Origin of the sequence: Nocardiopsis yanglingensis (assembly GCF_045809185.1) — a bacterium.
In the GTDB taxonomy this organism is placed as follows: Bacteria; Pseudomonadota; Gammaproteobacteria; order Xanthomonadales; family Xanthomonadaceae; genus Stenotrophomonas; species Stenotrophomonas yanglingensis.
In genome coordinates, this window is sequence record NZ_JBJNRH010000001.1 from 498,277 (window position 1) to 513,378 (window position 15,102).

The window sequence follows — 15,102 nt, forward strand, 5'->3', positions numbered from 1 at the left end:
AATACGTGTTCAGTGCGGGATCGACGTCAGTTCGTCGATGCCCAGCGCGAGGTTGAGGTTCTGCATGGCCTGGGTGGCTGCACCCTTGAGCAGGTTGTCCAGGGTCGCCACCACCACGACCCGCTTGCCGCCCGGGGCCAGTGTGAAGCCGCCGACCTGGGCACCGTGTCGGCCAGCAATGCGGCTGACCCACGGCGCGTCATCCACCACTTCGATCAGCGGTTCGCCGGCATAGGCCTGCTGGAAGCGTTCGACGATCTGTTCGCGGGTCTGCACGCGGTTCAGCCACAGGTTGGCGGTGAGCGTGATGCCGCGGAAATGCGGCGCGACATGCGGCATGAACTCAACCGCCACGCCCAGCTGCACCGACACCTCGCGCTCATGCACGTGGTTGGTCAGCGCATATGGCATCAGGTTGTCTGCCAGCAGTTCGACGTTGTTCTTGTCCGACGGCGTGGTACCGGCACCGGAGTAGCCGGAGACACCGAAGCACTGCGGCGGGCCAGCCAGCAGGTCCAGCAGCGGATGCACCGCCAGCTGTATCGCGGTGGCATAGCAGCCCGGGTTGCTGATGTGTTTCTGGCCGTTGTAGCGGCCGCGGGTCAGCTCCGGCAGGCCGTAGTACCAGCTGTTGTCGAAACGGTAGTCGGCGGAGAGGTCGACGATGACGGTGTCCGGTTTCGCGGTTTCAAGCGCGGCCACGAACGGTGCGGCCAGGCCATTGGGCAGGGCCAGGATCACCGCATCCACGCCCTTGGCCGCCACCGCGTCGGCATCCAGGTTTTCGTACTGCAGGTCACCCTGGAATTCCGGATGGTGGTCGGACAGGCGCTGCCCGGCGCGCTCGCGTGAGGAGACGAAAGCCAGTTTCAGCCGCGGATGGGCGGCCACCAGCTTGATCAGCTCGGCGCCGGTATGGCCGCGGGCACCGACGATGCCCAGGGTGAAAGTCGAATCGTTCATGCGTGACTGTCCAGGCGGTACTGCAGGTGGCGCTTCACGCCCTGCCATTCCGCATCGATGATGGAGAAGATGACGGTGTCGCGCGGCGTGCCGTCGGCATGCCGCTTGTGGTTGCGCAGCACGCCATCCTGCTTGGCGCCGAGGCGCGCGATGGCGGTGCGCGAGGTGAAGTTGAACCAGCTGGTTTCCAGCACCACGCTGATGCAGCCCATGGCCTCGAAGGCGTGCTGCAGCAGCAACAGCTTGGCTTCGGTGTTGGCGCCGGTGCGCTGCACGCGCGGCGCATACCAGGTGTAGCCGAGGCTGAGCTTGGGCACGCCGGCATCCATGTCGTAGAAGCGCGTGCTGCCGATGATCTCACCCGCCGCATCGCGGATCACGAAGGGCAGCACCTTGCCTTCGGCCTGCGCCTGCAGCGCGGCCTGCACATAGGCCTCAGCCCGGTCCGGTGACGGCACCTGGGTGTACCAGAGCCGGTCCAGGCCGCTGCCTTCCAGCGCATCGCGCAGACCCGGCACGTGCTCCATCTGCAGCGGCTGCAGGGTTACGTGCTGGCCGCGCAGGGTGGGAACCGTGTTCCAGGCATCGAGGTTGCTCATCGCTCAGCCCTGCAGGCTTGGGGTGCGCTGCGCGCAATGATCGACATAGGTCCTGATGCGGTCGATGCCATCGGCGCCGTACCAGAACACCTTCCAATGGTCCTGCTTGTAGCAGCCATCGGATTCGGCGTAGTAGAAGTGATTGATCGGGTTGCCATGGCGCGAACGCCAGAACAGCTGCGGCGTTTCTTCCAGCATCACGTTCCAGACCGCGCGGCCCAGGCCCTCGCCCTGTGCATCGTCGAGCACGGCGAACTTGTCCAGGTACACGCCCTCGGCTTCGTCAGTGAGGATGACTGCGGTGCGGTAGTTCTCGCTGACATAGGCACGCAGCAGCTTCGTCTTTTCGAAGTACTCCGGCACCAGGGTGCGGCCGAAGCTGGATTCGATCAGGCCCTTCAGGCGCGGCAGGTCCAGCTCGTTCCAGGCAGTGGCGCGCAGCACCTTTTCGCCCTTGCGCACCAGCGTGCCCGACCCCTTGTGGGTGAACAGTTCCTTGGCCAGGTCGGCCGGACGCGTGATCGACACCGACGATTCCAGCGGCAGGCGGTCGAGCAGATCCTTGATCTGTTCAATCTTCACCTTCATGCCACCGTGGATCCACGGCTGCGCGATCAGGTGGTCGTACTCGGTGGACAGGTTGATCGAATCGATCACGTTGCCCTGCTCGTCCAGCAGGCCGCCGGTGCCGGTCAGGAAGATGATCTTGTACGGTTGCAGCTCCTGCACCAGCTCGTTGGCGGCGAAGTCGGCGTTGACGTTGAGGATCTGGCCGCCAGCGGTTTCGCCCAGGCTGGTGATGACCGGGATCGACCCGGCGCGCAGGCTGGCCTCGATCGGTGCCAGGTTGACCTTTTTCACCTCGCCGACCAGGCCATAGGTGTCCACGTCCAGGTACTCGGCCTCGAACACGCCACCGGTGATGGAGGTGGCACGCGCACCGTTCTGCTGCAGCGCCTCGACCAGGCGCAGGTTGGACTGCTGGAACACCCGGCGCACGATCGCCAGCGCTTCCGGCGAAGTCACGCGCAGGCCGTTGACGGTCTGCTTCTCGATGCCGGCGGCGGACAGTTCGGCATCCAGCTGCGGGCCGGCGCCGTGCAGCACGATCGGGGTCAGGCCGACTTCCTGCAGGAACGACAGCGAGGAGGTCAGCGCGTCGAGGTCGTCGCGCAGCACCGCGCCGCCGACCTTGACCACGGCGAAACGCTTGGCGTCCAGCTGCGAGAAGCGCTTGAGGTACTGGCTGATCTCCTTCGCGCTGGCCATGCTGGAAAGCAGGCGCACGATGGTCTGGCGGGTCTGGCGGTGGGGCTGGAGGGCAGGAGACATTTCGGTTTCGTCACAGGCGGCGGTCGCCGCGTTGCAGTTCCACCCGGCCAGGGCCGGGCGGCGTTGTGGGGTCGATCAGGCGCCGGCGGCGATGATGCGGTGCACGGCGTCGGTGTAGCGCTGCAGCTGGTCCAGCGTCACGAACTCATCGGCGGTGTGGGCCTGGGCGATGTCGCCCGGGCCGAACACCAGCGTGGTGTAGCCAGCAGCGGAGAACAGCGAGGCCTCTGTCCAGAAGTCCACCGCGTTGCCGATCGGCAGCTCCAGCGCATCGGCCACGTCGCGCGCCAGCAGGCGGCGGTTCTCGGCCTCGGCGATGTCACCGGCCGGCAGGCTGGGGCCACGGAAAGTTTCGGTGAACAGTGCCGCTTCCGGTTCGGCGAAGCCGGCGAAAGTGGCGAGCAATCCATCGATATCCATCGACGGCAGCGGACGGAACCCGAACCGCACTTCGGCGGCCGGCGCGATCATGTTGGCCTTGATCCCGCCTTCGACGCGACCGATGTTGAAGCGCAGGCCGGTGAGGCCGCCGAAGCGTGCCGAGGCCAGCGATTCCACATGGTCCAATGCGCGGCTGCCCCAGCGCATGGCCTGGTGCAGCGCGCTGGCGGCCGCATCCTGCTTGCCCGAAGCGTGCCCGGCGCGGCCGGCGAACTGCATCAGCACCGAACTGATGCCACGGTGCGCCAGCACCGCTTCGCTCATGGTCGGCTCCGCCACCAGCACCGCTTCATACGGCAGGCCACGGGCCAGGAACGCGGCGATGCAGCGCGGATCGTTGGCTTCCTCGTCGCTGGAGAACAGGAACGCGGCGTCGCCATCGCTGGCATTGGCCGCGGCCACCAGCGCAGCGGCCGCGCCCTTGATGTCACACACGCCGAGGCCGACCACGCGGTCGTCCAGGCGGCGCATCACGTGCGGGCCGGCACTCCAGTGCGGGGAGTCCGGCACGGTATCCAGGTGCACGTTGAACAGGTACTTCGGCGTGCCGCGCACGGCATACAGGCTGACCGCACCGGCGCCATGGTCGATCACCTCGACGTTGAAGCCGGGCAGGTTCGCGCGCAGGTAATCGAAGATGCCACCGGTGGTGATCGCACGCGGCGGGTTGCGGGTGTCGAAGGACACCAGGGCCTGCAGGTGATCGAGCGTCTGTTCAAGCATGTGTCTGAATATCCGTAGGGTTCGAAATCGGTAGTGCCGGCCGCTGGCCGGCTCCGCAATGATCCAGCCGTGCCACGAGCCGGCCAGCGGCCGGCATTACCCTCCATTGACGTTGCGAGGCGCCGGCCAGCGGCCGGCACCCCCGTCACAGGTCAACCGCGATTGACCTGCGCATAGACAGTGGAGCTCATTCCGAACAGCTTGATGAAGCCCTCAGCCTCCTCCACGCCCCAGTCGGCCGACTGCGCGTAGGTGGCGCCCTTGGTGTTGAGCAGGTGCGGCGACTTCACTGCCACCGCGTCGACGCGGCCACCACGGGTTTCCAGCATCACTTCGCCGTTGACCTTGGCCTGCGAGGACTTCAGGAAGGCCTCGATGTCGGTCTTCAGCGGGTCGTGGTAGAAGCCTTCGTACACCAGCTCCACCCACTTGCGTGCCACGTCCGGCTTGAAGCGGTTCTGCTGCTTGGTCAGCACGGCGTCTTCAAGCGCGCGGTGCGCGGCCAGCAGCGAGACCAGGCCCGGGGCCTCGAACACGATGCGACCCTTCAGGCCGATCACGGTGTCACCGGTGTAGACGCCGCGGCCAACGCCGTACGGGGCGAACAGCTTGTTGAGCTGGGCCAGGATCTGGTCACCCGGCAGCGCCTTGCCGTTCAGTTCGACGGCTTCGCCCTCGACGAACTTCAGGGTCACGGTCAGCGCCTGTTCCGGCCACTCGCTGCGCGGTGCGCACCAGCCACGCGCGCCCTCGCCCGGGGCTTCCCAACGGTCGATCTCGCCGCCGGACATGGTCAGGCCCAGCAGGTTCTCGTTGATGGTGTAGGCCTGCTGCTTGGCACGCACGCCGAAGCCGCGCTCTTCCAGGTACTTCTGCTCGTAGGCGCGGGTCTGGGTGTGTTCCTTCTGGATCTCGCGGATCGGCGCGATGATCTGGTAGTCCCCCAGGGCCTTCACGGCCAGGTCGAAACGGACCTGGTCGTTGCCCATGCCGGTGCAGCCGTGGGCGATGATGTTGGTGCCCAGCTCGGCAGCACGCTTCAGCGCGGCATCGACGATCAGGTAGCGGTCCGAGACCAGCAGCGGGTACTGGCCCTGGTAGCCTTCGCCGGCCCACACGAACGGCTTGACGAAGCCTTCCCAGATGGCCGGGCCACCGTTGACGGTCTGGTGGCTGGCCACGCCCAGCTCGGCGGCGCGCTTCTCGATGAAATCGCGCTCTTCATCATCCACGCCGCCGGTATCGGCGAACACGGTGTGCACGCTGTAGCCGCGCTCCTGCAGGTACGGAACGCAGAAGCTGGTATCCAGGCCGCCGGAGAAGGCGAGAACGACGTCTTTGTTGCTCATGGGGATCAGGTCCACTTGGGGGATGGGGATTCGGTAGAGCCGACCGCTGGTCGGCTGAAATGTTGGATGCGCCGCTGCGGGAGCAGCCGACCAACGGTCGGCTCTACCCCCTTGTTTGATTCAGCGCCCGGCAACAGCCGCCATGATCGCCTTCTGCACGTGCAGGCGGTTCTCGGCTTCGTTGATGGCGATGCACTGCGGCGAATCCATCACCGCATCGGTGGCCTTCACGTTGCGGCGCAGCGGCAGGCAGTGGCTGAACACACCGTTGTTGGTCAGCGCCATCTTCCGTTCGTCCACGATGAAGTGCTTGAACTGGTCACGGATCGGCTTTTCCGGTTCCCAGTTGCCGAAGAACGGCAGCGCGCCCCAGCTCTTGGCGTAGACCACGTCGGCGCCGGCGTAGGCGCTGTCGATGTCATGGCTGATCTTCAGCGAGCCACCGCTCTCGGCCACGTTCTGCTCGGCCCAGCCCATGTAGCGGTCGTCGAGGATGTAGTCGGCGGTCGGGCACAGCAGGGTCACGTCCATGCCCATGCGGGTGGCGATGGTCAGCGCCGAATTGGCAACGGCGGTGTTCAGCGGCTTGGGGTGGTAAGTCCAGGTCAGCACGTACTTCTTGCCGCGCAGGTCCTGGGTGCCGAAGTGCTCCTGCAAGGCCATGATGTGGGCCAGCTCCTGGCACGGATGGGTGATGGTCTCCATGTTGATGACCGGCACCGGCGAGTACTTGGCGAAACTGTTGAGGACAATGTCCTGGCGGTCGTAGGCCCAGTCGATGAACTTGGGAAACGCGCGCACGGCGATGATGTCGCAGTAACGGCCCAGCACCTTGGCCACTTCAGCGATGTGCTCTTCGGTATCGCCGTCCATCACCGTGCCGAGGTTGAACTCGATCGGCCACGCATCCTTGCCCGGCTGCAGCACCACCGCGTGGGCACCCAGCTGGAATGCGCCCAGCTCGAAGCTGGTGCGGGTGCGCATGGACGGATTGAAGAACACCAGCGCGATCGACTTGCCCTTGAGCTGGTCGCCGAGCTTGTTGCGCTTGAACAGCGCGGCCTGGGTCAGCAGCGCGTCGAGATCGCTGCGGCTCCAGTCCTGGGTGTTCAGGAAGTGCTTGGGGGACATCATCTTTCCTTGCGTGGCGGCGCCGGGTTCGACGCAGTGGAAGGGAAAAGCAGGAACCAAAGGTGGAGCGAAAAGGTTGCAGTTGCAGCTTTCAGAACGCAGAAACGAAAAAACCCAGCCGGGCGGCTGGGTTTTTTTCGGACGAACAGCAAAAAGCTCCGGTTACCCAGCGAGGATGTGGGGTTCCGGTCGACGCGCACGCGAGGTCATGCCAGACGCCTGTCGGGCTGCGCTGCTGTCGTGCTGGAAGTCGGTGAGCTTCATGGTCAAATATCTTTGCATGCGTCCGGGACCGACGCAAGGGGCCGGGGTCTCAGAATCAGGGATTGCCGGCGGCGCCCTGCTCGGGGCCGACCCAGGGGGTGATCGACACCCGGATCTTGAGCCGGTTGCCGGGGTCTTCCGGCAGCCGTGAGCGGTACTTGGTGCCCTTGTAGACGTAATCCACGTCGTAGGCGATGGGCCTGCGGAATTCACGCCCCACGGGCACGATGCGGCAGTCGCGGGTCAGCATCGGGCCATTGTTGGCCGGTGCCGGCGCCGGGGATGGCGACTCGGCGGCGGTATCCTCGGAGACCTCTTCATCGCTGCGCTTGAACATCGAGCGCACCGAGTCCCAGAAGCGGCTGATCCGGCCCTTGTCCTCGACCGGCTCCTCGCCGGTGACATTGACCGGCGCCAGGGTCCGGGTCGAGACAGGCTCGCAGTGTTCTTCGGTGCGGGTCGCGCGCAGGGTCTGGAACACGGGCTCGACATTCAGCACCTGCGCGTAGTCGAACTTCACGTTCTCCACGATCACCACCCGGTTGCGGGGCTCGGCCTCCTGCGCCTGGGCCACGGCGGCCAGCGCCGACAGGCAGGCCAGGGTCAGCAACGCGGTGGATTTCATTGGCGAAGGGAGCAAGGACACGGCAATAGTGTAGGCAGTGGCGAGCGCAAGGGGCTGAACATTACCCGTCCACGCTGCTCCTGCCCACCCCACCCTGGGTGGACCCGGCGTCCACCGGTGGCAGGCGGTGCCCCCAAAGGGGGCCGACACGTTCTAAAATCACAGGCTTGTCCCCCAGCCACAGCCCCATGACCCTGCGCCTGCACAACAACCTGACTCGCCAGCTCGAACCGTTCACCCCGCTCGACCCGGCCTGTCCGACCCTGTATGTGTGCGGCCCCACGGTCTACAACTACGTGCACATCGGCAACGCCCGTGGCCCGGTGGTGTTCGGGGTGCTGGCCGACCTGCTGCGGCGCCGTTTCGGCGCGCTGCGCTACGCGCGCAACATCACCGACGTGGACGACAAGATCAACACCGCCGCGCGTGAGCAGGGCGTGCCGATCAGCACCGTCACCAACAGGTTCGCCGCCGCCTACCGTGAAGACATGGCCGCGCTGGGCGTGGTGCCACCGGACATCGAGCCGGAAGTGACCGCGCACATGCCGCAGATCATCACCATGATCGAGCAGCTGATCGCCAATGGTCATGCCTACGCCGCCGAAGGCCACGTGCTGTTCGCGGTGGCCAGCTTCGAGAGCTACGGCAAGCTCTCGCGCCGTGACCCGGATGAAATGCTGGCGGGCGCCCGCGTCGATGTCGCCCCGTACAAGCGCGACCCGGGCGACTTCGTACTGTGGAAGCCGTCCAGCGACGACCTGCCCGGCTGGGAATCGCCGTGGGGTCGTGGCCGCCCGGGCTGGCATATCGAGTGCTCGGCGATGGCCGCCGCCCATCTGGGCGAGACCATCGACATCCACGCCGGCGGCGTCGATCTGCAGTTCCCACACCACGAGAACGAGATCGCGCAGAGCGAATGCGCCCATGGCGGCAAGATCTTCGCCCGCTTCTGGCTGCACAACGGCATGCTCAACTTCGGCGGCGCCAAGATGAGCAAGTCGCTGGGCAACATCGAGCGCGTGCACGATCTGGTGCGCCAGCATCCGCCGGAAGCGCTGCGCCTGGCCCTGCTGTCTGCCCATTACCGGCAGCCGCTGGACTGGTCCGATGGCCTGATCGAGCAGTCGGTGCGCACCCTGGACCGCCTGTACGGCACCCTGCGCGAACTGGCGTCGGTCGAGGCGGTCGTGGCGATCCCGACCACGGTCGAGGCGACCTTGGATGACGATCTGAACACCCCCCAGGCACTGGCCGAAGTGGCCCGCATCGCCGCCGATGCACGCCGCGCCACCGACTCGGCCGAACAGGCACGCCTGAAGGGCGAGCTGCTCGGCGCCGGCCTGGCGCTGGGCCTGCTGCAGGCCGATCCGGCACAGTGGTTCGGCACCGCCGCTGGCGATGATGGCGACGATGCCCGCATCCAGGGCCTGATCGATGAGCGTGCCGCTGCCAAGAAGGCGCGCGACTTCGCCCGTTCCGACGCCATCCGCGACCAGCTGGCCGCCGAAGGCATCGTGCTGGAAGACACCCCGCAGGGCGTGCGCTGGTCGCGCAAGCGCAGCTGACCCGCCCTGCCCCGTGGCCGGTACGCCGGCCACGCCCCCACCGTAGAGACTGTTGTGATCGACTCCCCGTTCCCGCTTGAACCCACCGCCGCCGAGGCACAGACCGCCATCGCCGAGGAATTCGGCTTCTTCGGCGACTGGTCCGAGCGCTACCAGTACCTGATCGACCTCGGCCGCAAGCTGCCCGCCTTCCCGGACGAATGGAAGACCGAAGAGCACCGCCTGCTCGGCTGCCAGTCGATGGTCTGGATCGTGCCGGAAGGCAACGCGCAGTCGCTGCGCTTCCACGCCATCAGTGATTCGGCCATCGTCTCCGGCCTGATCTTCCTGGCCCTGCGTGTGTACTCCGGGCGCTCGGCGCAGGAGATCCTGGCCACCGAACCAAGCTACATCCAGGACATCGGCCTGGCCCGCCACCTCTCGCCGACCCGCAGCAACGGTGTGGCGGCGATGCTGGCCTTCATCCGCGAGACCGCGCAGGCCCAGCTGCAGCGCGATCCGTCGTGAGCGAGCCTGCCACAGCGGAAGACACCGCGCTGGGCCTGCTGTCCCGGCCCGGCTTCGCCAAGCTGCTGGCATACCGCATCTTCGCGATGCTGTCCTACCAGGTGGTGGCGGTCACCGTCGGCTGGCACATCTACGAAGTCACCCGCAATCCGTTCTCGCTGGGCCTGATCGGCCTGGCCGAGGTGCTGCCGTTCTTCTGCGTGGCGCCGTTTGCCGGATACCTGGTCGACCATCTGCCGCGGCGCCGGCTCGGCATGGTTGCCTGCTCCGGCTTGATCGCCACCGCGCTGGTGTTGACCGGCGTGGCCACGGGCTGGCTGCCGTTTGAAGGGGTGTGGCCCATCTATGCGGCCATCGCGTTGACCGGCATGGTCCGTGCGTTTCTCTCGCCCATCTACAACGCGCTGTTCGCCCGCGTGCTGGCCCGTGACCAGTTCGCGCGCGGCGCCGGCCTCGGCGCGGTGGTGTTCCAGGCCGGCATGGTGGCTGGTCCGGCGCTGGGTGGCGTGCTGGTCGGCTTCGGCGGCAAGGGCCTGTCCTACGCGGTGGCTACAGCCTTTGCGCTGGTGGCGATGGCCTGCCTGGCTACGTTGAAGGTGGAAGAACCGGTGCACACCGGTCCTGCCGCGCCGATCTTCAAGAGCATCGCTGAAGGCGCGCGCTTCGTGGTCGGCAACCGGATCATGGTCGGGGCGATGGCGCTGGACATGTTCTCGGTGCTGCTGGGCGGCGTGGTGGCGATGCTGCCGGCGTTCCTGCACGAGATCCTGCACCACGGCCCGGAAGGCCTGGGCATCCTGCGCGCAATGCCGGCGTTGGGCTCGGTCTGCGTGGGCCTGTGGCTGGCCCGCCACCCGCTGCACCGCAATGCCGGCCGCGTGCTGCTGTTTGCGGTGGCCGGCTTCGGCCTGTGCGTGATCAGCTTCGGGTTGTCGCAGCACTTCTGGCTGTCGGCGCTGATCCTGCTGTTCTATGGCGCCTTCGATGGCGTCTCGGTGGTGATCCGCTCGACCATCCTGCAGCTGGCCACGCCGGAAGAAATGCGCGGACGGGTGTCGTCGATCAACGGCATTTTCATCAGCTCCTCCAACGAGCTGGGCGCGTTCTATGCCGGCACGATGGCGAAGCTGCTCGGTCTGGTGCCGGCAGTGGTGCTGGGTGGATTCGCGGTGCTGAGCGTGGCCGGGATCACCGCGTGGAAGAACCCGACGCTGCGGAAATTGAATCTTCGCGACCTGCAGTGATGCTGCGAACAGCGGATTCGGCGGCGCCGGGCGTTTGGCTGGGGCCGTTGCTCTCCCTCGATGATTGGGCTTGTCACTTTCTTTTCGCGAAAAGAAAGTAACCAAAGAAACGCTCCGCCATCCGCGAGCCGGCGCTGCGCGCCGGTGCCCTGCGCTCCTCGGCGAATCAGGGGACGGCGCGGAACTCGCTTCGCTCAGACACCCGCGCCTCTTCGCCCCTGATTCCCCTGCGGTGCTCGGCTCGCTACAAGGCGGACCCAGGTCAACGGCCACAGTCGCCCGTGCCAACCGCGGCCGTGCACCATCGAACACCCAACAAAAAACCCGGCCGGAGCCGGGTTTTTCGCATGACCATACAACGATCAGGAATCAGTCGCCCTGCTGCTTCTGCAGGTGCTCCCAACGCTCCTGGGCGTCGATGGTGCGTTCGGCGGTGAGGCGCGCTTCCAGGCGCTCCAGGCCGATTTCTTCGCCGGTGTCGACGCAGTAGCCGTAGTCGCCCGCTTCCAGGCGCTTCAGGGTGCTGTCGATCTTGCCGATCAGCTTGCGATAGCGGTCGCGGGTACGCAGTTCCAGCGAGTTCTCGGTCTCGCGGGTCGCACGCTCGGCTTCGTCGCCGATGTCACGCACTTCCTCACGAAGATTCTCGATGGTCTGCTTGGACTCTTCGACCAGGTCCGCGCGCCAGTTCTGCAGGCGCTGACGGAAATATTCCTGCTGCAGCGGGCTCATGTATTCCTCTTCCGAGGACGGCTTGTAGCCAGCCGGCAGGATCGGGCGGCCAGTGGCCTCGTCGGTCTTGTATTCGACCACCTTGTACTTGCTGCGCGGGGCCGGTGCCGCCGAGCGGGCGGCGACGGCCACGGCAACCTTGCCGACAGGGCGCGACACGGTCTTCGGGGCGGAATCGGATTTCACGGCGGTTTTGGCAGGCGATTTCGAAACGGGCACGGGATTCTTGGATTGCGGGGCCTTCGAGGCGGCAGGAGCGGCGGCCGGGGCCGGCTTGGGGGCCGGTTGGGCTGCTGCCACTGCCACGGTCTTGGCCGGGACAGGCTTGGCCGGAGCCGGCTTGGCAGCAGGCTTCGGTGCGGACTTCACTACTGGGGCCGGGGTCGGCTTGACGACCGGCGCGGCAACATTCTTGGCAACCTTCTTTACAGCGGCAGGCGTGGCAACCGGTTTAGCTGCAGCGACCTTCTTTGCCGCGGGCTTGGCGACCGGCTTGGCTGCAGCCTTTTTCACCACCGCCTTCGGCGCCGGCTTGGCTGCTGCCTTCTTGGCCACCGGCTTGGCGGCGGCCTTCTTCACCGGCGCGGCCTTGCTGGCGGCTTTCTTCACCACCGGCGCCTTCTTGCTGGCAGCGGCAGGCTTGGCCTTGGCGGGCGCAGCAGCCTTCTTCGTCACCGGCTTGGTTGCCTTGACCGGCGTTTTCTTTGCGGTGGCCTTCCTGGCCGCCGGTTGCGAGGACGCTGCCTTGGTCGCCGGCTTGCTGGCCGGTTTCTTGGCAACGGGCTTTGCCGCCAACTTCTTCACAACAGGCTTGGCGGTTTTCTTGGCGGCCGTTGCGGCCTTCTTTGCAGTTTTTTTAGCAGCCACGAAACGCTCTTCCTTGGATTCCCCGGGGCCCGGGAAAGCGGGCCTTTATAGCCTACCCGACCCGCAGCAGCAACCTCGACCCCCTGCTCCATTCAGTCCTGGAGTCAAGGTGCCCTTGGAGGCAGTCCGACGAACACGGACCGCCTTGCGCGGTACGGAACCTGGCCAGCACCCGAAGGTGCTGGTACCGGTCGCAGGCCATCGGCGACATGCGACCAACGGCCCATCCTGCACAAATGCGGCCTTCATGCCAACTGGCATAAGATGACTGGGTGATCTCGCGCCTGCTCATCGCCCTGCTGCGCTTCTACAAGCGCTTCATCAGCCCCTTGCTGGGGCCACGCTGCCGTTTCGTGCCGAGCTGTTCTGAATACGCGATGGAAGCCATCTCGCGGCACGGCCCGCTGCGCGGCAGCTGGCTGGCTGCGCGCCGGCTCGGTCGCTGCCACCCGTTCCATCCCGGCGGCTTCGACCCCGTGCCCGAGTCTCCCAACGCCCCCTCTTGCCGTTGCACAGGAAAACACTGACATGTCCTCCACCCTCATCACCAACGCCCGCATGGTCAACGAAGGCCGCACCTTCGACGGCGACCTGCGCATCGAGAACGGCCGCATCGCGCAGATCGGCAGCGGGCTGGCGCCGCGCGACGGCGAGCAGGTGGTGGACGCAGCCGGACGCTGGCTGCTGCCCGGCATGATCGATGACCAGGTGCACTTCCGCGAGCCGGGCCTGACCCACAAGGGCGACATCGCCAGCGAATCGGCCGCGGCCGTGGCCGGTGGCCTGACCAGCTTCATGGACATGCCCAACACCAACCCGCCGACGCTGGATTCGACCATCCTGGAAGCCAAGTACGAGCTCGCGCGCGGCCGCGCCTGGGCCAACTACGGCTTCTACCACGGCGCCAGCAATGACAACCTGGAGGCGATCCGCGCGCTGGACCCGAAGAAGGCGCCCGGCGTGAAGGTGTTCATGGGTGCTTCGACCGGCAACATGCTGGTCGACAACCCGGAAACGCTGGACGCGATCTTCCGCGAATGCCCGACCCCGATCATCACGCACTGCGAAGACACGCCGATGATCGATGCCAACCTGAAGGCCTTCCAGGAGAAGTACGGCGACGCGCTGACCCCGGACATGCACCCGGACATCCGTTCGCGCGAGGCCTGCATCAAGTCCACCCGCCTGGCGATGTCGCTGGCGCGCAAGCACGGCACCCGCCTGCACGTGCTGCACATCTCCACCGCCGACGAGCTGGCGCTGTTCGAGAAGGGTCCGCTGATCCGCGCCGACGGCAGCCGCAAGCAGATCACCGCCGAAACCTGCGTGCACTTCCTGCACTTCGCGCGCCCGGACTATGCGACCAAGGGCAACCTGATCAAGTGCAACCCGGCGATCAAGGAAGTGTCCGACCGCGAGGCGATCACCGCGGCGCTGGCCGATGACGTGCTGGACGTGCTGGCCACCGACCATGCGCCGCACACCTGGGAAGAGAAGCAGAAGCCCTACGCACAGGCGCCGTCGGGCCTGCCGCTGGTGCAGTACGCGCTGGTGGCCGCGCTGGAGCGCGTGCACGAAGGCAAGCTGACCCGCGAGCAGGTGGTGCAGAAGTTCGCTCATGCCCCGGCGCAGCTGTTCGACGTCGAGGAGCGCGGCTTCCTGCGCGAGGGCTACTTCGCCGATCTGGTGCTGGTCGAGGACGTGCCGTTCACGGTCAAGCGCGAGGACGTGCTGTCCAAGTGCGGCTGGTCTCCGTTTGAAGGCACCACCTTCCGTTCGCGCATCGCCTCCACCTGGGTCAACGGCCAGCTGGTGTGGGACGGCAGCACGCTGGTGGGTGAACCCGCCGGCCAGCGCATGACCTACGACCGCTGATGCGTTCGGCACTTCTGATCGGGGCGCTGCTGCTGGCCGCGCCCCTGTTTTCCTCATCCCCAGCGCAGGCGCAGGACGGCATCGGCAGCCTGATCGACAGCCGCGTGGTGTTCCCGGCCAGCGCGTCGCAGGGCGCGCTGGTGATCGGCAAGGTACCCGCAGGCAGCCGCGTGCAGTACGCCGGCCGTCAGCTGCGGGTGAGCGGCTACGGCAGCGTGGTGTTCGGCATCGGCCGTGACGAGAAGGGCCCGCTGCGCGTGCAGGTGCAGCGCCCCGATGGTGGCAGCGAGACCGCGACCATTGCGGTGACGCCGCGCGACTGGCCCACCGAGCGGGTCAACGGCGTGCCGCCGAAGACGGTCAATCCGCCACCGGCGATTGCCGAGCGGATCAAGCGCGAACAGGCGCAGGTGACTGCCGCGCGTGCCCGCGATGACGACCGTACCGATTTCACCCAGACCTTCATCTGGCCGGTGCAGGGTCGCATCAGCGGTCGCTTCGGCAATGCGCGCGTGTACAACGGGCAGCCCGGTGCCGGTCATTCCGGCATGGACATCGCGGTGCCGACCGGCACGCCGGTCAAGGCACCGGCCGCCGGCATCGTCACCTTCGCCGGTCCGGACCTGTACCTGACCGGTGGCACGCTGCTGCTCGACCACGGCTTCGGAGTCAGCTCCAACTTCCTGCACCTGTCGCGCATCGACGTGAAGGTCGGCGACCGTGTGGAACAAGGCCAGGTGATCGCCGCCGTCGGCGCCACCGGGCGCGCCACCGGCCCGCACCTGCACTGGGGCATGAACTGGTTCGACACCCGCATCGACCCGCTGCTGGTGCTGGAACGGAAGTAACGCAAGCAATGCGCTTTGGTGGGTGCCGACCTTGGTC

General features: G+C 66.6%; 14 protein-coding genes. 6 read left to right on the plus strand and 8 right to left on the minus strand.

What is annotated here, in order from left to right; all coding sequences use genetic code 11:
• Positions 1-9: 9 nt before the first annotated feature.
• The 7 genes from argC to ACJ7C5_RS02360 all read right to left on the minus strand — a co-directional run bounded on the left by argC (position 10) and on the right by ACJ7C5_RS02360 (position 7,427).
• Positions 10-963 carry an N-acetyl-gamma-glutamyl-phosphate reductase gene (gene argC / locus ACJ7C5_RS02330; protein ID WP_412702950.1) on the minus strand — a complete coding sequence of 318 codons (954 nt, stop codon included), beginning with the start codon at positions 961-963 and terminating at the stop codon, positions 10-12.
• Positions 960-1,562: a GNAT family N-acetyltransferase gene (locus ACJ7C5_RS02335; RefSeq protein WP_088026588.1), complete on the minus strand. Its 603-nt coding sequence runs from the start codon at positions 1,560-1,562 to the stop codon at positions 960-962. The genes argC and ACJ7C5_RS02335 overlap by 4 nt, the downstream gene beginning before the upstream one ends.
• A 3-nt stretch (positions 1,563-1,565) precedes the next feature.
• The gene (locus ACJ7C5_RS02340) at positions 1,566-2,894 is read right to left on the minus strand and encodes an acetylglutamate kinase (protein WP_412702951.1); all 1,329 of its coding nucleotides are present in this window, start codon (positions 2,892-2,894) and stop codon (positions 1,566-1,568) included.
• Between the two features lie 75 nt (positions 2,895-2,969).
• A complete protein-coding gene (locus ACJ7C5_RS02345; RefSeq protein ID WP_412702952.1) occupies positions 2,970-4,058 on the minus strand; it encodes an acetylornithine deacetylase in 1,089 nt (362 codons plus the stop codon).
• Between the two features lie 152 nt (positions 4,059-4,210).
• Complete coding sequence (locus ACJ7C5_RS02350; RefSeq protein ID WP_412702953.1) at positions 4,211-5,407, minus strand: argininosuccinate synthase; 1,197 nt, start codon at positions 5,405-5,407, stop codon at positions 4,211-4,213.
• 120 nt (positions 5,408-5,527) lie between these two features.
• Positions 5,528-6,538: an N-acetylornithine carbamoyltransferase gene (locus ACJ7C5_RS02355; protein WP_014037861.1), complete on the minus strand. Its 1,011-nt coding sequence runs from the start codon at positions 6,536-6,538 to the stop codon at positions 5,528-5,530.
• Positions 6,539-6,857: 319 nt separating this feature from the next.
• Positions 6,858-7,427 carry a glycine zipper 2TM domain-containing protein gene (locus ACJ7C5_RS02360; RefSeq protein WP_093999895.1) on the minus strand — a complete coding sequence of 190 codons (570 nt, stop codon included), beginning with the start codon at positions 7,425-7,427 and terminating at the stop codon, positions 6,858-6,860.
• Positions 7,428-7,615: 188 nt separating this feature from the next.
• Here ACJ7C5_RS02360 and cysS point away from each other — a divergent pair, with 188 nt between their 5' ends.
• Genes cysS through ACJ7C5_RS02375 form a run of 3 tightly spaced genes read left to right on the plus strand, consistent with a single transcriptional unit; the run spans position 7,616 to position 10,743 of the window.
• Positions 7,616-8,992, plus strand: coding sequence for a cysteine--tRNA ligase (gene cysS, locus ACJ7C5_RS02365; protein WP_412702954.1), 1,377 nt, complete (start codon positions 7,616-7,618; stop codon positions 8,990-8,992).
• A 54-nt stretch (positions 8,993-9,046) separates the two neighbouring features.
• Entirely contained in the window at positions 9,047-9,499 is a 453-nt protein-coding gene (locus ACJ7C5_RS02370; protein ID WP_412702955.1) for a SufE family protein, read from the plus strand.
• Positions 9,496-10,743 (plus strand): MFS transporter, encoded by a 1,248-nt coding sequence (locus ACJ7C5_RS02375; protein ID WP_088026594.1) that lies wholly within the window; start codon positions 9,496-9,498, stop codon positions 10,741-10,743. Before ACJ7C5_RS02370 ends, ACJ7C5_RS02375 begins: the two co-directional genes overlap by 4 nt.
• Positions 10,744-11,112: 369 nt before the next feature.
• Here the strand turns inward: ACJ7C5_RS02375 and dksA are convergent, their stop codons facing one another.
• Positions 11,113-12,342 carry an RNA polymerase-binding protein DksA gene (gene dksA / locus ACJ7C5_RS02380; RefSeq protein WP_412702956.1) on the minus strand — a complete coding sequence of 410 codons (1,230 nt, stop codon included), beginning with the start codon at positions 12,340-12,342 and terminating at the stop codon, positions 11,113-11,115.
• 272 nt (positions 12,343-12,614) lie between these two features.
• Between dksA and yidD the strand changes: the two genes are divergently transcribed.
• The 3 genes from yidD to ACJ7C5_RS02395 are packed head-to-tail and all read left to right on the plus strand — an operon-like array spanning position 12,615 to position 15,065.
• A complete protein-coding gene (yidD, locus tag ACJ7C5_RS02385; RefSeq protein WP_005414016.1) occupies positions 12,615-12,869 on the plus strand; it encodes a membrane protein insertion efficiency factor YidD in 255 nt (84 codons plus the stop codon).
• Position 12,870: 1 nt separating this feature from the next.
• Complete coding sequence (locus ACJ7C5_RS02390) at positions 12,871-14,217, plus strand: dihydroorotase (RefSeq protein ID WP_412702957.1); 1,347 nt, start codon at positions 12,871-12,873, stop codon at positions 14,215-14,217.
• Positions 14,217-15,065, plus strand: coding sequence for a M23 family metallopeptidase (locus tag ACJ7C5_RS02395; protein ID WP_071229709.1), 849 nt, complete (start codon positions 14,217-14,219; stop codon positions 15,063-15,065). Before ACJ7C5_RS02390 ends, ACJ7C5_RS02395 begins: the two co-directional genes overlap by 1 nt.
• Positions 15,066-15,102 lie beyond the last annotated feature (37 nt).